Origin of the sequence: Streptomyces sp. NBC_01264, from assembly GCF_026340675.1 — a bacterium.
Classification (GTDB): domain Bacteria; phylum Actinomycetota; class Actinomycetes; order Streptomycetales; family Streptomycetaceae; genus Streptomyces.
In genome coordinates, this window is record NZ_JAPEOX010000001.1 from 1,316,769 (window position 1) to 1,340,406 (window position 23,638).

Genomic DNA, 23,638 nt, shown 5'->3' on the forward strand with positions numbered 1-23,638 from the left:
CTCCAGCTCAATAACACTATGATGATCAGTCGATTACAGCATCTTACGCTGTAGTGAGATGATAAAAATCGGTCATCTCGGGCATAAGTTGAGAAGCTGCGGGGCGGGCGGCCATGAGTTCAGCCGCCCGCCACCTCGCCGTCATCGGATCAGACTTCCAGCTCCGCCTCGATCTTCTTCAGCTGGTGCCGGGCCATCGCGAGATTCGCCCGCTTGCTGTCGAGCGCGAGGTAGAGGAAGAGCCCCGCGGATCCCCGACCCTTCAGGAGCCGGATGAGGTGGTACTGGCTTCCGAGCGTGATGAGGATGTCCTCGATGTCGTCCTTCAGGCCGAGCATCTCCATCGTGCGGAGCTTGGCCCGCACGACGTCGGTGTTGCCCGCGGCGGCGACCGTGAGGTCGAGGTCCTTTCCGCCGCCGATGGTGCCGAGGGCCATACCGCTGCTGCAGTCGACCAGGGCGACGCCGAGCACGCCTTCGATGGTGGTGGTGGCTTCCTTGAGCGATGTCTCCACGTTGGCCATGGCTGTTCCTCTTTCTCTTCGCTTCTCTTCGGTGTCCTGGACGTGTTCGGTCGGTACGGGTCGGTCAGGAGCCCGGGCCGCGACGGCCGAGGCTCTGGTCGATCAGCTCCGCTATGCGCAGGCTGGAACGGCGGGCCTCCAGGTGGAGCCGGCCGACGTTGACGCGCGGCTCCGCGATCAGGGTCAGTACGGCCGCCTCGCCCGCCGCGTAGGTGGCGACGTAGCCGTCCTCCCCGCGCACGAGCAGCTCGCGGAACCCGCCCTGCCCGGTGCAGTCACTGAGCCGCTGGGCCACTCCGAGGGCCGCGGCGGTCAGGGCCGCCACGGATTCCGCCTCGGCGGCGGCGCTGTCGTGGGCCAGGACCAGGCCGTCGACGCTCGCGGCGAGGGCGCCGCCCAGCTGCGGGACCCGGGCCCGCAGCCGGCGGAGCTCGGCGAGTATCTCGGCCTCGGCTTCGGCGGGCACCGTACTCATGTCGGACCTTCTCCTTTCGGACTGCCGCCGCTCGGAACGGTCGCCGCGCTGGGCGGCTCGCAGCGGGAGCCTCACAGGCTTGCCTCCAGTGCGTCGCGTAACCGGCGCAGCAGCGCCACGTCCGGGGACTGCGCCTGCGTCATCCAGTCGGGCAGCGATGCCTCCGCCGCGGCGGCGGGGGCCGGCGCGTGCGGGGTCTCGACCAGCCCGGCCGCCGCGAGGCGTCGTACGTCGAGCAGGGTGTGGAAGGCCGGCCGGCCCAGCACCCAGGCGAGGTCCGCCGGAGTCCGTACCCCGTCGGCCAAGTCGAGCAGGATCCGCTGGCGGGCGGTGACGGTCTGCCCGGGAGCGGCGGCCCGGGGCACGACCGGGGAGGTGTCCAGCAGCGGATAGGGCCAGACCGCGTCGAGCAGTTCACGGCGGCGGCAGGTCTCCCGCTCGACGGCGGCGGCCGGAACGGAGCGGACGGAGCCGATCCAGTGGGTGGCCCCGCGCCGGAACCGGGAGGGGCCGCTGCCCGGGGAGAGCGCGAAGAAGGCGGCGTCGAAGATCGCGGCGAGGTGGCATATCTCCAGCTCGCCGCCCGCGAGCCCCCCGCTGTCGACGAGGAACCGGGCGACTTGGCGGCGGGCGCCGGCCTCGTTCACGGCTTCGGTCCAGCGCTCGGGGGTGAGGCCCCCGCCGGTGGTGAGCAGGACGTCGAGTCCGGGGGTGGCCGGGCTCTCCGCGTGCACCACCCGGCCGTTCTCCAGGAAGAGCGTGCCGCGCTCCCGGAACAGCGCGCCGGTCGCCCGCTCGGCGGCGAGCCGGGTGAGCAGCGGGGAGACGGCGACCGTGGCGACGGCGGTCATTTCAGCACCAGCTCCTCGGCCAGGGCCCTGAGTCTGTGCCGGGCGAGGGCCAGGTTTCCGTCGGTCCGGTCGAGCCACAGGTGCAGGAACACGCTGCTGTCGAAGCTGGTCTCGACGAAGCGGAGCACGTGGTAGCCGCTCCGGGTGGTGACGATCAGGTCCTCCACGGGTGGCCCGGCGCCGTCCTGCGCCTCGGTCCCGTCCGGGGCGAAGGACTCGTACTCGGCGGCCGCCCGGGCCAGCTCGGCGGTCTCGGCCGCGGTGGTCTCGTGGTCCCCCACCGGTGATTCCCCGGCGGTGCCGAGGGCCAGTCCGCTGCTCCAGTCGACCAGCGCGGCTCCCCTCGCACCAGGCAGGGCCATGGCTTCGAGCAGGCATTCGTCGATCCCGGGCACGCGGGCTCCCCTCCCGGCCGGACCGTGCGTGGTGCACGGGCTGCGGCGCGACAGAAGGGAACTTACTCAAGTTCCACACTGTGGAAGGGCGTTCTGGCATTTTCCGCTGGAACATGCACGATGGCACGTGACAGCTTGGCCGGAACCCAGCGCATTTTGATCATTACCTTCGGTCACGAGGCTAGCGGCAGATGGTCCGAGAGCCGGAAGGAACCGCCCTCGCGCTGTACGTAGCCCTCGTGGCTGAGGGTGCGCAGCAGGTGGTACACGGTGGGCAACGGGATTCCGGTGAGCCGGGCGAGGCGCTTGGCGGTCGCCCCGCCCTCCGCGTACATCGCTTCCACGAGCCGCAACGCCCGCTGCACGGAACCGATCAGGGTGGGTGCGGTGGTGGCGCTGCCGCTTTCGGTGCTGTCCGCACTGTCCTTCGGGCTGTCCTTCGGGCTGCGTTCGTTACCCATGAGTGGTCCCCCCTGCTCCGGTACGAGGCCTGGCAAATCCATCAAAGTCGCTCACCGGACTCAAAACCAGCGGACGCGCGTAAACCTGAGCATAAGATCAACTATTGCCCGGCCCCGGACACGCCCCCGGGCCGGATCAGATGCGGGCCGGTGTCCATTCCTCGATGTGCCAGGGCGCACCCACGGTCAGCGCGTGCGGGGAGCCGGAGACGGTGAGGCAGGCCTCGCGCGGGGAGCCCTGTTCGAAGGTGAGCCGCAGGGAGCCATTGCCGGTGACCTCGGCCGAATTGATCCGGCACAGGGCCAGTTCGCCGAGGAGGGCCAGCGGATGGCCGGGAAGCATGCTGCCCGGGCTGGCGGAGACCCGGACGTCGCCGTCGGCGGCGACGCCGACCCGGACCGAGCCGAAGAGCGGCTGTTCCAGCCGCCAGGGGGCGTCGATGACGATGCGGGCTTCCGCGTCCGTGAGCTCGTCGTGGACCGTGAGGAAGGGCGAGGCCCGGCGCCGCTCGCCCGTCTCCAGGACCAGGGCGCCCTCCAGGTCCACGGGCAGGGGGGCCACCCCGCTCGCGACGGGGAACGGATCACCGTCCACCCGCAGGCACACCGGGTCCAGGCAGTCGGGCACCGGATCCACCACGGGCCCCGGCAGCGGCGGCCGGTCGGTCACCTCGCCCCACAGCGCGGGGACGGCGTGGCGCAGCACCACGTCCGTGACCTCGTCCGCGACGCGGGCGGCGGTGCGCTCGTCGGTGATGGTCCACCAGTGGTCGTGCGGGTGGCCGAGGAGGCGTCCGATCCTGGTGTGCCAGCCGACGGGACCGATCCGGTTGGCGCTGAGGCGGGTCCCGAGGGCCGGCCGCAGCCGACGCAGGGCCTCGTGTTCCTCGTACGGGACCGCGCGCAGGTTGACGGTGAACCTGCATTCGGCGGCGCCGGACGAAGCGCTCCGCTGGAAGCCGAGCAGCGCGTGGTCGGGCTCGGCGGCGCGGAGCCGGTACTCCAGCCCCGTACCGGTGAAACCCGCGTCGCGCAGCGCCGGGGCGATCCGGTCGCGCAGCGCCTGGTGGAACAAGTCGGTCGCGTTCACCCCCGTAGTGTCACAAGACGCGCCCTCCCCGGCCAAAACCGCTCATCCGGGGAAGCCCGGCGAAGCCCGGGGAACCCCCTACTGCGTGCAGGTCACGAAGGCCGGGAGCGGTGTCTCCTCGACGAGTCGGCGCGGAAGGGACAGCCCGAAACGGTGTTCCAGTACGGCGAGGGTGAGGCGGTCGCGCTCCTCGTGCGGTTCGTCCTCGGGGCGGGCGTAACAGCCGTCCGGGGTGAGGATCTTGGCCTCGACCAGCTCCGGCAGGAGGAAGTCGGGCCGGTGGCCGCCGCGCCAGTGCTCCTCGCCGATGCCGAAGCAGCAGACCAGCTCGCCGTCCCGGGCGTACGCGAACTGTTTGGGCGGGTGATCGGGCTGCGGGTCGAGGTACACGGCCTCGGCCCCGGAGCGGGAGACCTCGGCGAGGCGGTGCGCCCCGGCGGGCACTCCGTGTTCCACGGCGAAGGACCAGCCGCCCCAGCTCCCGACCCGGGCCACGCCGTCGCCGTCCACCGTCTCGGTGACCATGCTCCACGCGTCGATGGCCCCGAGCGGCCCGGGGCGCAGGTCCGGCAGGGCGCCGAGCCGGACGGCCAGTTCCTCGGGGCCGATGCCCCGGGCGAAGGTGAGCCCGACGTACCAGGCGCTCCAGTCCGCCAGCCACTGGATGCCTTCGCCCGGTCCCTGCCCCGTGATGTCCGCCATTGCCACGGTCCCCTCCCGCGATCTCCGCGATGCGAGCCGGTCCTGCCGGTCCTGCTGTTTCCGCCGGTGCCGCCGGTCCTGGCGGTCCTGCCGGTCCTGCCGGTCCTGCCGGAACATGCCCTACCGGCACGATAGTCAGTCGGCGGGGCCCTCCGGGAGGAGGCGCTCGACCATCGTGTCGATGAGCCCCTCCACCGAGTGGGGGTCCAGCAGTCCGGGCACGGTCAGGTCGTCCACGATCAGCCCGAGCATGGCCAGGTAGATCAGGACCACGCCCTGCCGGTCCCCCGGCAGGCCCGCCTCCAGGTGCGAGGCGATGTTCGCCTCCAGCTCGGCGCCCTGGAACCCGGCCAGCGCCTCCTGCAGTTCGGGCCGCCGGGTGGCTTCTAGGCGCAGTTCCAGCATCGCGGTGTGGACGCTGCGCTCGCGGCGCATGCGCTCCAGGAGCCGGCGCAGCAGCGCCTTCGTGTCGAAGGGGCCCGTCAGGTCCGCCGGATCGGGGGTGAGCCGCTCGCGGGTGCGGTGCAGGATCTGCACCAGGAGCTGGGCGCGGTTGGCGAAGTAGTTGGAGGAGGTGCCGGTCGGAACTCCGGCCTCCGTGTCCACCGCGCGCAGGGTCAGCCCCCGCGAGCCCTCGCGGGCGAGGACTTCGATGGCGGCGTCGAGCAGCGCGGCGCGGCGCTCGGGGTTCTGGCGCATGGGTGGATCCCTGACCGTGTGGACGTGGCTGCCGGTATGACCGCCGCATATGCACTGCACGTGCAGTGCTTCGGACACGCTAGCGGACACGGCCTCGTCGCGGCCCTCCCCAGCACCCCCTCCGACGTGCCACCCTGCCCGTCATGGAGCGGATCATCGGGGAGATACGCGAGGACCTGGACCGCCGGATGGCCGTGGCCGCCGAGCGGCTCGCCGACCGGTCACCGGACGGGGATCCGGCCTGCGCCGTCTACGTCGACCTGCTCGGCCGGGCCGCCCTGCGCGAGCGGGTCCACGAGTTGCTGCGCCAGACCGTCGACGGTCTCCTGCGCGAGGCCCGCGGTCTGCCGCCCGAGCTCGGCGAGGCCCGCGCCGACGGGGAACTCCGCGCCCGGCAGGGGGTGCCGCTCGATTCCCTGCTGCGCGTCCACCGGCTCGCCGGCCGGCTGCTGTGGCAGGTCCTGACCGAGGCCGTCGCCGCGCACGACCGGGCGGCGCTTCCCCGGCTGCTGCCCGGGGCGCCCGCACTGTGGGACGTAATCGACCGGATGGCGGACGCGGCGGCCGAGTCCTACCGCCGGGCCGACGCCGCGCGCGAAGACCGCGAGCGGGAACTGCGGGGGGCCCTGCTCGACGCCCTGTTCGACGGTGGGGGTCCGGCGGGCCGGACCACCGAGGCGGCTCGGCGGCTCGGCCTGCCGGAGCGCGGGCGGTTCGCCGTGGTGGTCCTCGACTCCGGGGACGGCGTGACGACCCCGGCCGGCGGCGCCCCGCGCGTGCTGTGGCGGATCCGGGCGGACGGGGAGACCGGCCTCGTGGACCTGGGCCCGCTGCCGCTCGCCGCCGTGACCGATCTGCTCGCGCCCCTCGGCTTACGGGCCGGGGTGAGCCCGGTGGTGCGGACGCCGGGCGAGCTGGCCGGGGCCCGCCGGCTGGCCGTACTCGCGCTGCGCGCTGCGCCGGGTGCCGGCGGTCCGCACACCGCCCTGCTGGACGAGCGGCTCCCGGCGGCGCTGGTCGCGGCCGAGCCCGAGCTCGCGGGCCGGCTGCGTCAGGTGGTGCTGGGTCCGGTCCTGGCACTGGCCCCGGGGGACCGCGGGGTGCTGCTGACCACCCTGGGCACCTGGCTGTCCTGCCGGGGCTCGACCACGTACGCCGCGCAGCGGCTGTACTGCCACCGCAACACCGTCTCGAACCGGCTGCGCCGGCTGGAGCAGCTCACCGGCCGGTCGCTGTCCGATCCCGCCCACGTCGTGGAGCTGGCGCTGGCCCACACGGCGGTCACCCAGCGCCCGGCCGGGTTCCCGCCGGTTCCTGCGGGTCCCCCTGACCCGGGTTCCCCTGACCCGGATCGCCCTGCTCCGCCGATTTCGCGGACTCCAGCAGGAACGGCACGTCGATCACCGCGACCCCGGGCGTGAACAGCAGGCGCGCCTTGAGGCGCAGCGCGTTCTGGTTGTGCAGGGGCTGTTCCCACCAGTGCCCGACCACGTACTCGGGGATGACCACGGAGAGCATGTCCGTGCCCTCGGCGGCCGCCTGTTCCTGCACGTAGGCCAGAACCGGACCGACCACCTCGCGGTACGGGGAGTGCAGCACCTTGAGCGGGATGCCCGGGTCGTGGTCCGCCCAGTCCGCGCGCAGCCGCTTCGCGTCCTCCTCGTCCGCCGCCACCGAAACCGCCGTCAGGGTGTCGGGGCGCAGCCCCATGGCGAAGCCGACTGCCTTGAGCGTGGGCGCGTGCACGGACGCGACGAGGACGACGACGTGGTGGCGGGCGGGCTTGCGCGGTTTGACCCCGGGGGCGACGGCGACTTCCCTGGCCACGGTGTCGTAGTGCCGGCGCACGCCCTTCATGCCGATGAAGAGCACCGGCATGGCGATGACGACGAGCCAGGCTCCGTGGGTGAACTTGGTGATCAGGACGATGACCAGGACCACGAAGGTCATGGTGGCGCCGACGGCGTTGATGGCGAGCCGGCGGTGGATGTGGATCCGCTCCTCCTTGCGGGTCCCGGGTGAGGCGAGCTCCTGCTGCCAGTGCCGGACCATGCCCGCCTGGGAGAGGGTGAAGGAGACGAAGACGCCGATGATGTAGAGCTGGATGAGGCGGGTCAGCTGGGCGTCGAAGGCGACGATGAGGGCGATGGCGGCGAGCGCCAGCAGGACGACGCCGTTGGAGTAGACGAGGCGGTCGCCGCGGTTGAAGAGCTGGCGCGGTACGTACCGGTCCTTCGCCAGGATCGAGGCGAGCATCGGGAAGCCGTTGAAGGCGGTGTTGGCGGCCAGGACCAGGACCCCGGCCGTGACGGCCTGGAGCAGGTAGAAGAGGATGTGCCAGTCGCCGAAGGTGGCCCTGCCGATCTGCGCCAGCGCGGTGGACATCGGGGTTCCGGGGGCCAGGCCCAGCTCCGTCGGATCCGCCGCCACGTGCACCTCGTAGCTCATGGCGAGGATGGTGATCCCGGCGAACATGGTGACGGCGAGCGCGCCCATCGCGGCGAGGGTGGTCGCCGCGTTCTTGCTCTTGGGCTTCTGGAAGGCGGGGACGCCGTTGCTGATGGCCTCGACGCCCGTGAGCGCGGTACAGCCGGAGGCGAAGGCGCGCAGAGCGAGGAGCACCACCGCGAGGCCGGCGTAGTTGCCCTCGGCGGTGATCGGCAGCTCGGCGGATTCGGCGCGGATCGTGTCACCGGTCGCGAGCCGGTAGGCGGCCACGGCGAACATCAGGTAGATGACGAGGACGAAGCCGTAGGTGGGGACGGCGAAGACCCGGCCGGATTCCCGTACCCCGCGCAGGTTCATGAGGGTCAGCAGCACCACGAAACCCACCGACAGGGGGACTTCGTGGTCGGCGAGGGAGGGGATGGCGGAGGTGATGGCGGCGACGCCGGAGACCACGGAGACGGCGACCGTCATGACGTAGTCGACGAGCAGGGCGCTCGCGGCGGTGAGGGCCGCGGTCTGGCCGAGGTTCTTGGAGCTGACGATGTAGGCGCCGCCGCCGCCCGGGTAGGCGTAGCAGGTCTGCCGGTAGGAGGCGACGACGACCACGAGGAGGAACACGATGGCGGCGGCCGCGTACCAGGCGAGGTGGAGCAGCGCGACCCCGCCGAGGGCGAGGATCAGCAGGATCTCCTCGGTGGCGTAGGCCACGGAGGAGAGCGGGTCGCTGCAGAAGATCGGGAGCGCGAGCCGTTTGGGCAGCAGGGTCTCGCCCAGGCGCGCGGTGTCGAGCGGTTCGCCGACCAGCACACGTTTCGCATTGATACGCCTCATTCAGGCATGATCAGCCAAGACCGTGTCGATTCGTCCCATATCGACCCTGTGTCATGGGGTGAACCGCCTACATCTTCGCCGCGGCGCTGCGGATCGCCTCCCGGATGCGGAAGTACGTGCCACAGCGGCAGATGTTGGCGATCGCGTCGATGTCCTCGTCCGTGGGGGTGCTCGTCCGCTTCAGCAGGGCGACGGCCGCCATGATCTGGCCGGGCTGGCAGAAGCCGCACTGGGCGACGTCCTGTTCGAGCCAGGCCTCCTGCACCGGGTGCAGGTCCTCGCCGTCGGCCAGCCCCTCGATCGTGGTCACCGACTTCCCCGCGCAGGCGGAGACCGGCACCACGCACGGGCGGACGTCCACCCCGTCGAGGTGGCTGGTGCAGGCCTTGCAGACGTCCACTCCGCAGCCGTATTTGGGACCGCGTACGTTCAGCATGTCGCGGAGCACCCACAGCAGGGGCAGATCGTCGGGGGCGTCCACGGTGACGCTCTGCCCGTTGACGGTGAAGGTGTGCGAGGGCACGGCTCGGCTCCTGAAGTCGGTCGGCTGGCGCGGGTGAGGCCTAGCGCGGGTAAGGGGTGAAGTCGACGTCGAAGTCGAGGGGGAAGCTGCGCGGCTTGGTGCCGGTGGCCCGGGCGTAGGCGTTGGCGATGGCGCCCACGGCGGCGGGCAGGCCCAGCTCGCCGGCCCCGCCGGGCTCCGTTCCGGTCGCCGGGAGCACGAAGACGCGTACGTCCTTCGGGGTGTCGCGCTGCCGCGCCCAGTGGAACTGGCTGTAACTGCCTTCCAGCGGGAGCCCCTTGTCCAGGTGCAGGCCGGCCCTGAGCGTGGTGGAGATCGCGTCGGTCAGGCCGCCGATCATCTGGGCCTCCAGACCGCGCGGGTTGACGGGCAGGCCCACGTCGACGGCGATGACCGCCTTCGTGACGCGGATGTGCTCCGGGTCGCGGGTGTCGATCTCGACCAGGCAGGCCGTCCGGGACTTGTACTCCTCGTGGAAGGCGATGCCCTGGGCGCACCCGGCCGGCATGGCCCGGCCCCAGCCCCCTTCGGTGGCGGCCTTGTCGAGTACGGCGCGCTGGGCGGCCGTCTTCAGGAAGGTCCGGCGGAACTGGTACGGGTCCCGGCCGGTCGCGGCGGCCAGCTCGTCCACCACGATCTCCTCGGCCCCGCGGGTGTTCGCCGAGTACACCGAGCGCCAGGACCCGGTGGGGACTCCGGTCGGGACCTCGCTGAGCGTCTGGGTGGTGAGCCCGAAGTGGTACGGCGACTTGATCGTGGTGAGGAACAGGGTCTGGGCGAGGGTGGCGTTGCCGATGCCGAGCGGGAGGCTCGCGGCGGTGGCGGTGATGATCTCGCCGAGCCCGTGCCGGAAGTCGGTCTCCGCGGCGGCGACCCGGTGTTCGAAGCTGAGCACCTCGCCCAGCAGGTGGGTCGCCCGGATCTTGTGGTGGGTGGCGGGGCGCATCCTGCCGTGACGGGTGTCGTCGACGCGGGTCCACATCAGTCGGACCGGACGGCGGCAGGCCTTGGAGATCCGGGCCGCTTCCAGGGCCGCGTCGAAGAACAGCCGGCGGCCGAAGGATCCGCCCGCCTGCACCACGTGGACGGTGACCTTGTCGAGGGGCAGGCCAAGGTCGGCGGCGATCGTTTCGCGGGCCACGATCGGCGATTTGAGCCCGGACCAGATCTCGGCGCGGTCCTCGCGCACGTCGGCGACGGCCGAGTTGGTCTCCATCGGGGCGTGGCTGACGAAGGCGAAGTCGAACTCGGCGTCCACGTGCGCGGTGAGCAGAGGCGGCACGAGCAGGGGCGGGGTGGCGGCGCGCAGCTTCGTACGGACCTGCGCGTCCGAGAGCTGGTCCGCGGGGCCCGGACCCCAGGCGACCTGGAGGGCGGCCTTGGCGTCGAGGGCCTGGCCGAAGGTCTCGGCGACGACCGCGACGCCCGTGGCGATCGTGACCACGTGCAGGACGCCGGGCATGGCCCGGACGGCAGCGAGGTTGGCGACCGAGCGGACGCTGCCGCCCAGGGTGGGCGGGCGGCGCACCACGCAGGGCTTGGCCCCGGGCACGTCCAGGTCGAGGGTGTAGCGCTGGGCCCCGGTGACCATGGCGCGGGCGTCGATCCGGCTGGTGGGCCTGCCGACCAGGGCGTGCTTCGCCGCCGGCTTGGGGGTGGCGCCGAGGACGATCAGGGCGGGGTTTGCGGCGGCCGCGGCGAGGGAGCCGTAGGACGCGGTGCGGCCGTCGGGGGCGCGGACGGCTCCGCCCACCGTGGTCAGGGTCGACGCCGGGAGGCTCCAGCGCACGGCGGCGGCCGCGACGAGCCTGGCCCGGGCGGTGGCGGCGCACTGGCGGACCGGACCGTAGAGGGAGCGGATGGAGTTGGAGGATCCGGTGAGCTGATTGAAGAGCAGCTCGGGGCGGGCGTCGTCCAGTTCGACCCGTACGGCGGCCAGCGGGGCGTCCAGTTCCTCGGCGACGAGCATCGCCACGGCGGTGGTGAGCCCCTGGCCGACCTCTTCGCGCGGGAGCCGGAAGCGGATGGTTCCGTCGGCCTCCACGACGAGCGCGAGCAGGGCGGAGGTGGGGGCGCCGGCCAGGATGAACAGGTCCCCGAGGTCCACCAGGTCGGCGGGGGCGGGGAGGGTCGGGATCACGGCGTGCGCGGGCTGCGGGGCGAGGAGATCGGCTCCGGCGCGCGTGACGAGGGCGAGGGTCGGGGCGGCGATCAGGTAGGTGAGGAAGGAGCGCCGGCTCCGTCCGTCGGCGAGTACGGGGCCGTCGGTCGGCGCGTGGCTGTGCCCGTCGGTCGGCGCGTGGATGTGCCCGGTCATGTCGTTGTGTCCCCACCCTGCGCGCCCTGCCCAGCGAGCCTCCTCGGCTCATTACCGGCACGTAGAGTAGCCATTCGGGGTGCGCTGGGGAAGTCCGGATCAGCGCCTGGACGAAAGGGCGGACGGCACGGGGTCCTTCGTTCGGGGGGTATCCGCACGGCCGTGTTGACCCGGGTCCCGCACGTCTTTCGCCGGTTCGGCGGGCGGCCGGCCTCGTACACCTCGGCCGTACGCTCGACCGCCGCCGTCCGGAGGGCTGTTTTCCGGCCGCGGGTGGAGCGCGGCGGAGCGGCCGGAGGCCGCCCACGGCGCACTCCGGCGGGGTCCGACCGGCACCGCATCACCGCGCGACGGCCCTGGGCGGGCTCGGGACGGGCCCGGTGCGGACACGGGTCGGCGGGGCTCCCGCACCGGTCCGTCGGCATCGGCTGACCGGATTCGTTCGCACGCTCCAGGAGGTCCGGAAGGCCTCAGGCATATGCCCGGTGCAAGTCCGCCACAGATGTTGCCAAACGCCTTACAGGCCGTCGCCCGCTGTGCAACAGTCGTTACCGGCCCTTCCTTCAGAACCGGTCCCTCCTCAGACTTGGCCGTGCCGCGCCTGTATCGGAGTTCAGATGCCGTCCCACCTGTACGCGGACCGCCCCGCGCAACCGCCCGAGCCAGGGTCGGTGGACGCGCTGATCTCGCAGACCCGGCGGCTCCGGGGCGAAGTCGACGCGGTCCGCCGCGACACCGTGGTCGACGACGACGACGCGCAGGGCCGCTGGCAGCGCGCACTGTGCGATCTCGCCGTCCACCATCTCGACGATCTCCGCGCCCACCTCGGCCAGCTCAAAGAGGGACTGCCGCCCGCCTCGCCCGAGTCGGCCACGCTGCCGCAGGCCGCCCCCGAGACGGGGGCCGAGGCCCAGCAGACCAGGGTCGGCAGCGCCGAGTGGAACCTGCTGACCGATGAGGTCAGTTGGTCCGACGAGCTCTTCCAGATCTTCGGCCGCTCCCCCGAGGCCGGCGCGCTGCCCCTCGACGAACTGGGGTCCACCCTGTTCTCCGAGGACCAGCCGCTGCTCACCGCGATGGTGACGGCCTGCCTGGTGGACGGCAAGCCGATAGACGGCGAGTTCCGCATCGTCCGGGCCGACGGCCGGGTCCGGACGCTGCACATGAGGGGCGAGCCGGTACTCGACTCCGACGGCTGCACGGCCTCCATGTGGGCCGTGCTGCGGGACGTGAGTGAACTGCGCCGGAGCCAGCGGGCGGTGCGCGAGTCCCGGGACTCGCTGCAGCGCCGGCAGGAGATCGCGCAGACCGAGCGCCGGCTGGCTGTCGAGCTGCAGGAAGCCGTGCTCCCCCCGTGGCGCGGCTCCCTGCGGTTCCCGCACGACAACACCAGGGCGCTCGACGTCGCGGCGCACTACCTGCCCTCCGCCACCAGCGCGCTCATCGGCGGAGACTGGTACGACGCACTCGAACTCCCCGACGGACAATCGATGCTGACGGTCGGTGACCTCACCGGCCACGGGGTGACCGCCACCTCCGGCATGGCGATGATGCTCGGCGCCCTGCGCGGGATGGCGATGGCGGGCATCGAGCCGGGACCGCTGATGGGCTGGCTGAACCAGCTCCTGGAGACCTCCGTCCAGCCCGCGCTGGGATCCGCGGTGTGCTGCCGCTACGATCCCGCGCGCCGGGTGCTGTCCTGGGCGCAGGCCGGGCACCCCGCCCCGCTGCTGTTCCGGCGCGGCCAGGGCCGTTCCCTGCTGCCGCCCGAGGGCGTCCTGCTGGGAGCGACCTCCGGAGCCGCGTACGGCCAGGCCGAGGAGCGGCTGGAGGTGGGCGACGTGCTCGTCCTGCACACCGACGGACTGACCCCGCGCAGCATCGAGTTCAGCAAGGCCGACGGGACCGAACGACTGCTGGCGCTCGCACCGCACTTCTCCTCCGCCCGGTCCGCGCAGGACTGTGTGCGCCTGCTGATCGGGGAGTTCGGCGAGGGCGAGCGCGAGGACGACGCCTGCGTACTGGTGGCCCGGATCGGCTCGTAGCGGGCGGCGGGTGCTTCGCGGGACTCAGGGCCGCGCCGGAAGGCGCGGCCTTTCTCGTCGTCGTGCCTTTCCCGTCGTCGTGCCCTTCCCGTCGTCGGACACCTCTCCGCATCGCGCCCTTCCCGCCGTCGGACCCGGGTCGGCCACCGGTCTCAGACCGACCGTGCCACGGGGCTGTTCGGCAGGGCCAGCTTGATCTCCTCGCGGAGCTCCTCGATGCCGGCGAAGCCGGAGTAGTGACCCGTCAGCCGGTACATCTCGCGCAGCCGGTCCCATGTCCGGTGCGAGGAGGTCTCGTTCATCGAGACCAGCGCCAGGCGGGCGTAGCGGTCGGCCTGTTCCGGGTCGTCCGCGATGAAGCAGGCGGAGGCCATCGAGATGTAGTCGAAGATCTTCGAGCGCTGGTGGCCGTCGGCCCGCAGCCGCAGGGCCTCCTTCGCGTGCTGCTGCGCGATGGTCGCCGCGGAGGGATCGTGGTCGGCGAGGGTACGGAAGGCCAGCGCCTGCATGCCGTGCAGATCGGCCTCGTCGAAGTGCTGCATCCAGGACGGCGGCGGTACGTCGCCCGAGGTGGACACGAACAGGTCCTCGGCCTCGCCCAGGGTGCGGCGCATGGCCTGCCCCTTGCCGAGCGCGGCCTGCGCCCAGGCCTCGATGGTGTGGAGCATGGCGCGGGTGCGGGGCAGGGTCTGCTCGCCGGAGCCGGACTGTGCCAGCTTCATCAGGTCGAGCGCCTCGTTCGGCTTGCCCAGGTGGACCATCTGACGGGCCGCGCGGGAAAGCGCCTCCCCCGCGCGCGGCCGGTCGCCGCCCTCGCGGGCCGCGTGCGCGGCGATGACGAAGTACTTCTGCGCGGTGGGCTCCAGGCCCACGTCGTGGGACATCCAGCCCGCCAGGACGGCCAGGTTGGCCGCCACCCCCCACAGCCTGCGCTGGAGGTGGTCGGGGTGGTGGTACGCGAGCATGCCGCCCACCTCGTTGAGCTGCCCGACCACGGCCTTGCGCTGGAGGCCGCCGCCTCTGGAGGCGTCCCAGGCGCGGAAGACCTCCACCGAGCGCTCCAGCGCCTCGATCTCCTGGGAGCCGATGGGCGCCGCCTCGTAGCGGTCGTAGCCCGCGGAGTCCGCCTGGAAGGCGTCTCCGTGGCGCTGTACGTCCTTCGCCCGGGCGGGGTCGGTGTGGAGCCAGTCGTACATGGCATTGCTGAGGGCTGAGCCGGCGGTGAGCGCGGCACCCGCGCTCATCAGACCGCGACGGTTGAGCATGAGGTCCATTCCCGTGAATTCGGTGAGGACCGCGGCTGTGCGTTCGGGCGCCCAGGGCATTCCGTCGGGGTTCTCCTGCTCCCCGTCCGATTGCTGCTTGGCGGTGCGCCGTTGTCGTACGAACCCGAGGTCCTCGATGGTCACGACACGACCGAGCCGCTCGGTGAACAGTGCTGCCAGTACCGTGGGCACCGGTTCGCGCGGGGTCTCCCCCATGTCGATCCAGCGCCGCACCCGCGAGGTGTCGGTGGCCAGCTGGTGGTGGCCCATCGAGGCCGCCTGCCGGTTGACCATCCTCGCCAGTTCGCCCTTCGACCAGCCGGCCAGGCCGAACAGGTCGTTCAGACGGGTGTTTGGACCTTTGCTCACGTCAAGCCCCCAGGTTCTCGGCTGAGTTGACAGTAACCCCGTGTCAGGTGCCGAGCGACTATTCGCCAGGGTTCGCCAGGGCACGCAATGTGGTCCGCCACCCACGCCCGGGTGTCAGGTAGGAATGCGCCTCCCCGACCCGGTCACCGGCGGAACTCCCCAGGGTGATGCACGGGATCCGGCGGGGCGGCGTACGCACCACGCAACTCGTCGGCGCACGAAGGGATCCGTAACGCCATGTACGCAGCCACGTCCTCCGTGTCCGCCCCGGTCCGGCCGCACCGCACGCTCCCCGCGGGCGGCGGCCCCTACCTCGAACCCGGCCGCCCCGCGGCCCCGGCGCAGGGCGCCGTACGGGCACGGCGGATGCCTGGTGCCGGATCGCAGCCGCTCAGCGGGAGAATCGACCTGTCGGGTCCGCAGGGCGCGCAGTTGCGCACCGCACTCGCCTCCGTACAGCGCATCTGTCCGGAGTTCGCGCCCGTCCAGGTACTGCGCCGCAGCGGCCGGTCGGTCCTGCTGGTGGGAACCACCGGACGGATGACGGCCGTCGCGAAGGTTTTACTGGATCACTCGCCCGAGTGGCGCGAGCGGTACCGGCACGAAATAGCGACGTACCGGACGTTCGTCCGGCACCGCCCTCAGGTCCGGGTGCCGCGGCTGATCGCCGCCGATCCGGAGAACTGCGTACTGATCGTCGAGCGGATGGCCGGCCGGGTCGCCGCGCTCCAGCGGCATCCGGTGGAGGCCCCGCCGCGGGCCGACCTGCGGGCCGCGCTCGGAGCGCTGCGCCAGGTGAACGGCTGGAGGCCCGCCGACGAGCTGTTCGGCCGACCGCTGGACTACGACCGGCGGATCGCCCGGGACTACCAGCTGGGCCTGCTGACCGACCGTGACTTCGGCGATCTGCAGAAGCTGCTGCACGGGGTGAAGATGTCGGGCAACCCCTGGCAGTTCAACCACGGCGACGCGCTGCTCTCGAACCTGCTGCTGTCCCCGACGGGTCCCGTGCTCCTCGACTGGGAGCACGCGGGCTGGTACCGGCCGGGCTACGACCTGGCCACCCTGTGGACGGTACTGGGCGACGCCCCGATCGCACGCGCCCAGATCAGCCGCCTGGCCCAGGCGGCCGGACCGGCCGCGCGGGACGCGTTCCTGGTCAACCTGATGCTGGTGCTCACCCGGGAGATCCGGATGTCGGAGACGGCCGTGCAGCGCTCGATGCTGGCGACCACCCCGACCCAGGCGCCGCCGTCGGGCTCCCTGTCCTCGGGCGAGGAGCAGCGCCTGCTGCTGCGCCGCCTGCACGACGACGCGGGCATGGCCCGCAGGGCGGTCCGCGCGGCGGTGGGCACGCGCTGACCCGGCCGCACTGACCCGGCCGTACTGACCCGGCCGCGTTGGGTGCGGTCGCCCACGAGATCCCGTGCCGCACACACCCGGTGTGTGCGGCACGGGATTTCGTGCGTCCGGGCCCGAAGCGCAACTGGCGCGTATGCCTTGACTTCACATGATCCCCCGAACACCTTTTCTGACTCAGCATCAGAATGCTGGATCCGTCCCCCCACCCCCTCTCCGCTGGAGCCTGCCCATGACCGCGAGAACCGCCTCCACAGCGAGCTCCGACCCGAGTTCCGAACCGAGTTCGGACCCGGGTTCCGCCCTCCCCTCCCGCCGGACGGTCATTGCTGGGGCGGGGGCCGGCGTGCTCGCCGCCGCCGTGCTGCCGGCCGCCGCCGCTCACGCGGCCGGTGAACCCTCGCTCGGCGAGTACGACGTCGTCGTGGTCGGCTCCGGAGCCTCCGGAATGACCGCCGCGCTCACCGCGGCCAAGCGGGGCCTGAGCGTGCTCGTGGTCGAGAAGGCCCCGACCTTCGGGGGTTCGGCCGCCCGGTCCGGTGCCGGGATCTGGCTCCCGAACAACTCCGTGATCCTGGGCGCGGGCGTCCCGGACACTCCGGCGAAGGCGGCGCAGTACCTGTCGGCCGTGGTCGGCAACGGCTCCTCCGCGGACCGGCAGGCGGCCTTCCTCGCCAACGGGCCCCGGATGCTGGACTTCGTGATGGCCAACAGCCCGCTGCGGTTCCGCTTCATGGACGGCTACAGCGACTACTACCCGAACCTCCCCGGCGGGCTCCCCAACGGCCGGTCCATCGAGCCGGACCAGATCGACGGGAACATACTCGGCGCCGAACTGGCCCGCCTGAACCCGGCGTACATGCCCGTGCCGGCCGGAATGGTGGTGTTCAGCCAGGACTACAAGTGGCTCAACCTCGCCGCGGTGAACGCCAAGGGGCTCGCGGTGTCCACCGAATGCCTGGCGCGCGGCACGGCGGCAGCGCTGTGCGGGCAGAAGCCGCTGACCATGGGCCAGGCCCTGGCGGCCGGCCTGCGGGCCGGCCTGCTCCAGGCCGGGGTTCCGGTGTGGCTGAACAGCCCGCTCGTCGACCTGGTCCAGGAGAGCGGCGCCGTCACCGGCGTGGTGGTGGAGAAGGAGGGCGTACGGGGCGTGGTGCGGGCCCGCAAGGGCGTGGTCATCGGTTCGGGCGGCTTCGAGCACAACGCGCAGATGCGGTCCCAGTACCAGCAGCAGCCGATCGGCACCCAGTGGTCGGTCGGCGCGAAGGAGAACACCGGCGACGGGATCCGGGCGGGCCAACGGGCCGGTGCGGAACTGGCGTTGATGGAGGACGCCTGGTGGGGCCCGTCGATCCCGCTCCCCGGAGAACCGTACTTCTGCCTGGCCGAACGGACCCTGCCCGGGGGCCTGATGGTCAACGCGAAGGGCGCCCGCTTCGTCAACGAGGCCGCCCCGTACAGCGATGTGGTGCACGTGATGTACGAGAAGGACCGGGGTGCGGCCGGCTCGCACATCCCGGCCTGGCTGATCGTGGATCAGAACTACCGCAACAAGTACCTGTTCAAGGACATCCTGCCGACGTTCGTGTTCCCGGACTCCTGGTACCAGGCGGGCGCCGCGAAGAAGGCGTGGACCTGGGACGCCCTCGCCAACCAGATCGGTGTGCCCGCGGCCGCCCTGCGCTCCACCCTCAACCGGTTCAACGCGCAGGCGTGGAACGGCACCGACCCCGACTTCCACCGGGGGGACACCGCGTACGACCACTACTACACGGACCCGGGCGTGACGCCGAACTCCTGTCTCGCCCCGATCTGGGCGCCGCCGTTCTACGCCTTCAAGATCGTGCCGGGTGACCTGGGCACGAAGGGCGGCATCGTCACGGACGCGCGGGCCCGCGCACTGCGGCCGGACGGATCCGTGATCCGGGGCCTGTGGGCGGCGGGCAACGCGAGTGCGGCCGTGATGGGGCACAGCTACGCGGGGGCCGGGTCGACGATCGGTCCCGCGATGACGTTCGGCTACGTGGCCGCCAACGACATCGCGGACGCGTGACGCCGGTGGGCTAGCCCGCTGGTCTAGCCCTGCTGGAAGAGCTCGGCCGGGAGCGGCTTCAGCAGCGCGTAGAGGTCGTCCGTGATCGGCCGGTCCCAGCTCGCGATGGTGACCAGCACGTTGTCACTGCGGTCGAACTGCACGCAGCTGATCCGGCTCTCGGAGAGCTTGATCTTCCGGACGATGAGGAGGTTGTCGCCCTGCATGACGGGGCAGTCCTCGGCCCCGGTGACCTCGACGTCCTCGTCGTTCTCGAGGGCGTCGAGGAGCTGGGCCACCTCGAAGGGGACCTGGCCCTCGGAGAGGTCGCGCGCGGGGGATCCCTCGGGGAGGTTTCCGATGATCATCGCGGGGCCGCGTCCGCCGAACAGGTCGTAGCGGAGGAACACACCCTGGCAGCTGCCGTCGGGCGCGGGCAGCAGCCCGGCCCCGAGATTGCCCGGCCAGTCCCCCGGGTCCATGGCCAGGACGTCGAAGTCCGGGCCGGCGGGTGTGGCGGCGCGGTGGCGGCGGAGGAAGGACATGCCGCCATGGTACGTGTCCCGCCGGGTTTCCCGGCCCTCCACCCCCGACCCGGGCCCGGCCCCGCCTGTGCCGCTGCGCGGGGCGGAGTTCCCCGCGGCGCCCCTTGCCGCTGCGCGGGGCTGGGTCCCCTACCCGCCCGTCGCCCGTTCCCCGGGGCTCCGCCCCGGACCCTGTCCACGTGCAGCACCGTCCCCGGGGGCCAGCCCCCGGACCCCCGCGCCTCAAACGCCGGAGGGGCTGGATTTCGGCCGGGGCTGGATTGCCCGCAGGGCAATTCCAGCCCCGCCGGCGTTTGAGGCGCGGGGTCTGGGGCGGAGCCCCAGGAGGGGTCCGGGCGCAGCCCGGGGAACGGTGGAAGGGCGGGTAGGGGAAGCCCCACAGGGCCCCGGCCGTCAGTAGGCCGCGGCCGGGTCCGGGTCGGGCACGACGCCTCCGTGCGGTAGGGGGCCGCCCAGGGCAAGCAGGGCAGCCGCAGCGGTGGCCACCAGGCCGTCCGCCCCGCAGGCCCGGGCGGCGGCCACCGCACGCGCCAGGACGTCGGCGGACCTCCGCTGCTCCCCCAGCGCGGCCAGCGCGAGCGCCAGCTCGTACGCCGCCGGCGAGGCCGACAGGACCTCCACCGCCTCCTCCAGGAGCGCCGCCCGGTCCCGCGGCGCAGCCACCTCCGCGGCCACCCGCAGGGCCTGGCCGATGCCGGACGCAGCCCCGAAGGCACGGGCTCGGCGTACCGCCTCCTCGGCCAGCTCCCGCGCCCGCGCCGGGTCCTCCGCGGCCACCGCCCGGGCCAGGTGGAGCTGCCACGGGCACCAGGACGGGTTCTGGATGCCCCTGGGGGTCAGCCGCCGGTCCACGGCCTCCAGCTCCGCCGCCGCGGCCTTCGCCTGGCCGCGGGCCAGCAGCAGTTCCGCGTAGACGGTCTGGGAGTCCGGGAAGACGACCGCCGCCGGGAAGGGCTCCCCGTACTCGTGCTCGCGGGCCAGCTCCCAGGCCTCCTCCGCCCGGCCCCGCGCCAGCAGCGTGGTGACGAGGATCGCGATGGCGTACCAGTGCACGGGCGTGCGCCGCCCGACGCGCTCGGCGAGGCGCAGTCCGGCCCGCGCCAGTTCCTCCGCCTCGGCCAGCCGCCCCCGGCGGTAGCGGATGTAGGCGCGCAGGCTGTAGGCGAAGGACAGGTGCGCCCCGCGCCAGCCCTGCCGCTCGAACTCGGCGGTGCCCGCCTCGAACAGCTCCTCGGCGCGCTCCGGCCGGTCGGCGTACATGTGCACCATCGCGACGAGTACCGGGACCTCGAAGCCCCGGTCCGCGTACGCCCAGCTGAACTCGGTCTCCAGGACCCGCCCGGCATGGTGGAGGACCACGTCGACGGGCTCCCCGCGCAGGCAGGCGTCCCAGGCGCGCAGCCCGATGACGTACCGCTCGGTGAGGTCGCGCCCGCTCAGCCGGTCCGCGAGCTTCGCGAGCCGCCGGGAGCGTGCCGGGGAGTCCGGCTCGGCGGCGTTGAAGGCGTCCCACATGAACTGCTCGGACTGCAGGCGCAGCCGGGCGCGCACGTCCTGGGTGTACGGGATCTCGCGCGCGAGGCATTCCGAGGCCTCGGCGAGCCGGTCGCTGTGCGAGAGCACCTGGGCCAGCCGGATGACGATGCCCTGGCGCAGCGCTTGGTCCTCGAAGGGCTCCGCGAGGGCGGCGCGCAGGTGGTTGACGGTGTTGGCGGGCTCGGTGAGCAGGGAGGCGCAGCCCAGTTCGTACAGGACGGCCGCGCGTTCGTCGAAGTCCGGGGGTTCGCGCAGGGCCCGCGCGAGCTGGCGGCGGGCGGCTTCGGGGGCGCCAGCGCGGAGGTTCTCGCCAGCCGCCTCGCGCAGGATGCGTACGACCCAGGGGTCGTTCTCGGGATGGGTCTCCAGCAGGTGCCGGGCCGCGGCGGAGGGCCCGAGCCCCGCGTCGACCACGGCCGCGGCGGCCTTTCCGTGCAGGGCGACGCGCAGGGCGTCGGGGATCGCGCGGTATATGGCGGTGGCGATGAGGGGGTGTACGAACTCCAGCCCGGCCGCGTCCTCGGCGGCGGTTTCCTCGGCGGCGCTCGACAGGATGCGGGCGTCGCGCAGCCGCCCGGTGGCGTCCACGGCCTCCTCGGTGCCGAGTCCGGCGACGCGGGCGGCGAGTTCCCGGGGGATGTCGGTGCCGAGGACGGCACAGGCCCAGGCGAAGCGGACGGTGGAGGGGCCGAGGCTGTGCAGACGGGCGACGAGGCCGCTGCCGCGCTGGGCGGCGGCGAGGTCGCGCAGCAGCGGAGCACTGGCTTCGACGGGGGCGAGACCCTTGTCCCGGACCTTGACGGTGAGCTCGACGGCTTCGAAGGGGTTGCCGGTGGTGACGGCCCAGGCCTCGCGGCAGAACGCCTCGTCGGCGTGTTCGCCGACGGCCTCGCGGACCAGCCCGGAGACGGCCTCGGCGGTGAGCGGTGCGAGGGTCAGCGGGCGGTGTCCCGCGCGGCCGGGCAGCGTACGGAAGGCTTCGGCGTGCGCGGGCAGTTCGTCGGGGCGGTAGGCGACGACGAGGAGGAGCGGGAGGTGTTCGGCGCGCGGGGCGAAGGCGGCGAGCCACGAGAGGGATTCGGGGTCGGCCCAGTGGGCGTCGTCCAGGACGAGGGCGACGGGGGCGCGCTGCACCACGAGGTGGGTGAGGACCCAGTCCAGTCCGTCGCGCAGGCCCTGCGGGTCGGGCGGGGCGCCCTGCTCGGCCGCGCAGAGGCCGAGGGCGGGGCCGACGATGGAGTACCAGCTGCCGAGGGCCTCGCGCAGTTCCGCGTCGGAGGTACCGGCCAGTTGGGGCTGGATGAGCTGGCGGGCGACGTGGAAGGGCTGGCTCTGCTCCTGTTCGCCGCCGCGTGCGGCGAGGACCGTGCAGGCCTTGGTGTGGGCGCGGCGGCGGACTTCGGCCAGGAGCGTGGTCTTGCCGAGGCCGGCGGGTCCGGAGAAGGCCAGCAGGGCTCCACCCGCGTCGGGGCCCGGGTCGGTGAGCTGCTCCAGGGCTTCGTCGACGGCGGTGAGCTCCGTGTCGCGTTCGAACATCTTGCGCCGTTTGCGGGTCCGGCGTTCCGTCATGGCTGGTACCCCCCAGGCCTGTTCGGGGGTTCAGCGTACGCCCGCGCACGCGCCCGGGAAGGCCGGTGCGGCAAATAAAGCTGATCTTCTTCGGGGGGCCGCCAACTGGTGTATGCCCAAAGGGCTCAGTCCTGGGCGGAACGGGCTGCGAGCGCTTCCAGGACGGCCACGGCCTCGTCGGCCCGGGCTGCGTCCACGAAGAGGTGGTCGTGGTGGTATCCGGCGATGACGTTGCAGCTCAGGCCGTGTGCGCCGAGTTCGGTGGCGAAGGCGGCGGTGAGGCCGACGGCGTCGAGGGAGGAGTGGACGCGCAGGGTGATCCACCCGGCGGTGTACTCGTAGGGGAGACCGGCCTCGTCGGCGTCCTCCTGGCTCAGCACGAGGGTGAGCCCCTCGGGTTCCAGGACGGAGGCGACGGGGGTGAGCCCGGCCAGGGTCTCCGGGTCGGTGTCGCCGGGGACGGTGCAGAACACGTACAGGCCGTCGTTCAGTTCGGGCCGCATGCCGCTCAGCAGCTTGCGCAGGTCGTTTTCTCCGCTCATGCGCTCACCGTAGCGGTCGTCCCGTCAGGGCCGGCCCGACACCCTGGGCCCGACCGGACGACCATGACCGGCCGGCCGGTCAGCCGGTCGGTGGTCAGCCGGTCGGTGGTCAGCCGGTCGGCCGGTCAGTCGTCCTCGTAGAGCCGCCGGCGCCACCAGGCACGCGGACGGCCGCTCCAGTCCACCCAGCTCCCGGCGCGCGGGACCGGGTGCGGGAGCGTGCGGCGGCGGAACTCCGCGTCCAGGCCCCGCAGCACGCGGCCCAACTCGGTGCGGGCGGCCGGCGGCAGTTCCCGGTACAGGTCGCCCAGGTCGTCCCGGACGACGGCGACGTCGTCGCGTGCGCAGCCGGGGCAGGCCGGACACTCGGAGGGGACCAGGAGCAGGCGGCCGCCGGGGCGGCTCAGGAAGGTCCGGTACCGGGTCAGCAGGTCCGCGATCTCACCGGCCCGTCCGGGCCGGCCCCAGTGCACGGCGGCAGCGGCGGCGGGTGACATCCGGTCCACGGGCGGGAGTTCCCTCGCCCAGGCGGGTGGCCGCCGGTCTCCGTACGTTCCTCGTTCGGCGCGCAGCGCGCCGGGCCGTCTACGCGGCATCGCCCTTTCGGCGGGTGGTCGTCATGGCGGTCATGATGCCCAGGCCCTGCCGGGTCCGGCAAGGGGTTTACGGGGCCCCGGGCACGGGCTCCCCACCAGGGCGGCGGCTCCCCACCAGGGCGGCGGCTCCGCGCCCGGTGGTGCGCCGCGTTCCCGCCCCGCCTCTACGTCAGGTCGAACTCCCCGCCCCGCGCGTTCAGGACGAACTTGCGCCACTCGTCCGGTGCGAAGATCAGCGAGGGGCTTTCGGGGCGGTCGCCGTTGCGCATCGCGATGAACCCCTCCACGAAGGCGATCTGGACGTCCCCCTCCCCCCGGCTGCTCGACTGCCAGTCCGCCTCGGTCAGGTCGAGGTCCGGCTTTCCCCAGCCGGCGGGCGCCTTCGAAGTCATGCTCTCTGCCACGTGCGTGCTCCTCCCGGTACTCCCGGTTCGTCGTCCCGGGGCCAGGTTAGCCATCGCACG

Annotated in this window: 19 protein-coding genes and 2 pseudogenes; 4 read left to right on the top strand and 17 right to left on the bottom strand. The window is 72.7% G+C overall.

Annotated features, from left to right (window positions below):
* Positions 1 to 149 precede the first annotated feature (149 nt).
* The 8 genes and pseudogenes from OG435_RS05950 to OG435_RS05985 all read right to left on the bottom strand — a co-directional run bounded on the left by OG435_RS05950 (position 150) and on the right by OG435_RS05985 (position 5,197).
* Complete coding sequence (locus OG435_RS05950; RefSeq protein WP_266875748.1) at positions 150 to 524, bottom strand: hypothetical protein; 375 nt, start codon at positions 522 to 524, stop codon at positions 150 to 152.
* Positions 525 to 588: 64 nt separating this feature from the next.
* Positions 589 to 999, bottom strand: coding sequence for a roadblock/LC7 domain-containing protein (locus OG435_RS05955; RefSeq protein ID WP_266875749.1), 411 nt, complete (start codon positions 997 to 999; stop codon positions 589 to 591).
* Positions 1,000 to 1,070: 71 nt separating this feature from the next.
* Positions 1,071 to 1,850, bottom strand: a complete 780-nt coding sequence (locus tag OG435_RS05960) for a transcriptional regulator (RefSeq protein ID WP_266875750.1) — start codon at positions 1,848 to 1,850, stop codon at positions 1,071 to 1,073.
* Positions 1,847 to 2,245: a hypothetical protein gene (locus tag OG435_RS05965; RefSeq protein WP_266875751.1), complete on the bottom strand. Its 399-nt coding sequence runs from the start codon at positions 2,243 to 2,245 to the stop codon at positions 1,847 to 1,849. The genes OG435_RS05960 and OG435_RS05965 overlap by 4 nt, the downstream gene beginning before the upstream one ends.
* 206 nt (positions 2,246 to 2,451) lie before the next feature.
* Positions 2,452 to 2,622 (bottom strand): annotated as a pseudogene (locus OG435_RS05970) (helix-turn-helix domain-containing protein); the annotation flags it as partial.
* 220 nt (positions 2,623 to 2,842) lie between these two features.
* Positions 2,843 to 3,796 (bottom strand): DUF4304 domain-containing protein, encoded by a 954-nt coding sequence (locus OG435_RS05975; RefSeq protein WP_266875753.1) that lies wholly within the window; start codon positions 3,794 to 3,796, stop codon positions 2,843 to 2,845.
* Positions 3,797 to 3,874: 78 nt separating this feature from the next.
* Positions 3,875 to 4,498, bottom strand: a complete 624-nt coding sequence (locus OG435_RS05980) for a DUF6461 domain-containing protein (RefSeq protein ID WP_266875754.1) — start codon at positions 4,496 to 4,498, stop codon at positions 3,875 to 3,877.
* A gap of 135 nt (positions 4,499 to 4,633) precedes the next feature.
* The gene (locus tag OG435_RS05985; protein ID WP_266875755.1) at positions 4,634 to 5,197 is read right to left on the bottom strand and encodes a TetR/AcrR family transcriptional regulator; all 564 of its coding nucleotides are present in this window, start codon (positions 5,195 to 5,197) and stop codon (positions 4,634 to 4,636) included.
* Between the two features lie 548 nt (positions 5,198 to 5,745).
* Between OG435_RS05985 and OG435_RS05990 the strand changes: the two are divergent.
* Positions 5,746 to 6,456: pseudogene (locus tag OG435_RS05990) on the top strand (PucR family transcriptional regulator); the annotation flags it as partial.
* Between the two features lie 22 nt (positions 6,457 to 6,478).
* Here OG435_RS05990 and OG435_RS05995 read toward each other — a convergent pair.
* The 3 genes from OG435_RS05995 to OG435_RS06005 all read right to left on the bottom strand — a co-directional run bounded on the left by OG435_RS05995 (position 6,479) and on the right by OG435_RS06005 (position 11,316).
* Positions 6,479 to 8,476 (bottom strand): APC family permease, encoded by a 1,998-nt coding sequence (locus OG435_RS05995; protein ID WP_266875756.1) that lies wholly within the window; start codon positions 8,474 to 8,476, stop codon positions 6,479 to 6,481.
* Between the two features lie 67 nt (positions 8,477 to 8,543).
* Positions 8,544 to 8,999 carry a (2Fe-2S)-binding protein gene (locus OG435_RS06000; RefSeq protein ID WP_266875757.1) on the bottom strand — a complete coding sequence of 152 codons (456 nt, stop codon included), beginning with the start codon at positions 8,997 to 8,999 and terminating at the stop codon, positions 8,544 to 8,546.
* Positions 9,000 to 9,039: 40 nt separating this feature from the next.
* Complete coding sequence (locus tag OG435_RS06005; protein WP_266875758.1) at positions 9,040 to 11,316, bottom strand: xanthine dehydrogenase family protein molybdopterin-binding subunit; 2,277 nt, start codon at positions 11,314 to 11,316, stop codon at positions 9,040 to 9,042.
* Between the two features lie 617 nt (positions 11,317 to 11,933).
* Between OG435_RS06005 and OG435_RS06010 the strand changes: the two genes are divergently transcribed.
* On the top strand, positions 11,934 to 13,361 hold the full coding sequence (locus tag OG435_RS06010) for a PP2C family protein-serine/threonine phosphatase (RefSeq protein WP_266875759.1): 1,428 nt from the start codon (positions 11,934 to 11,936) through the stop codon (positions 13,359 to 13,361).
* A 152-nt stretch (positions 13,362 to 13,513) separates the two neighbouring features.
* Here the strand turns inward: OG435_RS06010 and OG435_RS06015 are convergent, their stop codons facing one another.
* A complete protein-coding gene (locus tag OG435_RS06015; RefSeq protein ID WP_266875760.1) occupies positions 13,514 to 14,995 on the bottom strand; it encodes a DNA-binding protein NsdB in 1,482 nt (493 codons plus the stop codon).
* Positions 14,996 to 15,232: 237 nt separating this feature from the next.
* Between OG435_RS06015 and OG435_RS06020 the strand changes: the two genes are divergently transcribed.
* Both OG435_RS06020 and kstD read left to right on the top strand, forming a co-directional pair.
* Positions 15,233 to 16,357: an aminoglycoside phosphotransferase family protein gene (locus OG435_RS06020; RefSeq protein ID WP_266875761.1), complete on the top strand. Its 1,125-nt coding sequence runs from the start codon at positions 15,233 to 15,235 to the stop codon at positions 16,355 to 16,357.
* Between the two features lie 229 nt (positions 16,358 to 16,586).
* Complete coding sequence (gene kstD, locus OG435_RS06025; RefSeq protein WP_266875762.1) at positions 16,587 to 18,407, top strand: 3-oxosteroid 1-dehydrogenase; 1,821 nt, start codon at positions 16,587 to 16,589, stop codon at positions 18,405 to 18,407.
* Positions 18,408 to 18,430: 23 nt separating this feature from the next.
* On the opposite strand, the gene OG435_RS06030 is transcribed toward kstD, so the two are convergent.
* The 5 genes from OG435_RS06030 to OG435_RS06050 form a co-directional block, all read right to left on the bottom strand.
* A complete protein-coding gene (locus OG435_RS06030) occupies positions 18,431 to 18,931 on the bottom strand; it encodes a hypothetical protein (protein WP_150520950.1) in 501 nt (166 codons plus the stop codon).
* A 393-nt stretch (positions 18,932 to 19,324) separates the two neighbouring features.
* On the bottom strand, positions 19,325 to 22,036 hold the full coding sequence (locus OG435_RS06035; protein ID WP_266875763.1) for an ATP-binding protein: 2,712 nt from the start codon (positions 22,034 to 22,036) through the stop codon (positions 19,325 to 19,327).
* A 125-nt stretch (positions 22,037 to 22,161) separates the two neighbouring features.
* Complete coding sequence (locus tag OG435_RS06040; RefSeq protein ID WP_266875764.1) at positions 22,162 to 22,578, bottom strand: ACT domain-containing protein; 417 nt, start codon at positions 22,576 to 22,578, stop codon at positions 22,162 to 22,164.
* Between the two features lie 125 nt (positions 22,579 to 22,703).
* Entirely contained in the window at positions 22,704 to 23,084 is a 381-nt protein-coding gene (locus OG435_RS06045) for a hypothetical protein (protein WP_430625587.1), read from the bottom strand.
* Positions 23,085 to 23,338: 254 nt separating this feature from the next.
* Positions 23,339 to 23,566: a DUF397 domain-containing protein gene (locus OG435_RS06050; protein WP_382969593.1), complete on the bottom strand. Its 228-nt coding sequence runs from the start codon at positions 23,564 to 23,566 to the stop codon at positions 23,339 to 23,341.
* Positions 23,567 to 23,638 lie beyond the last annotated feature (72 nt).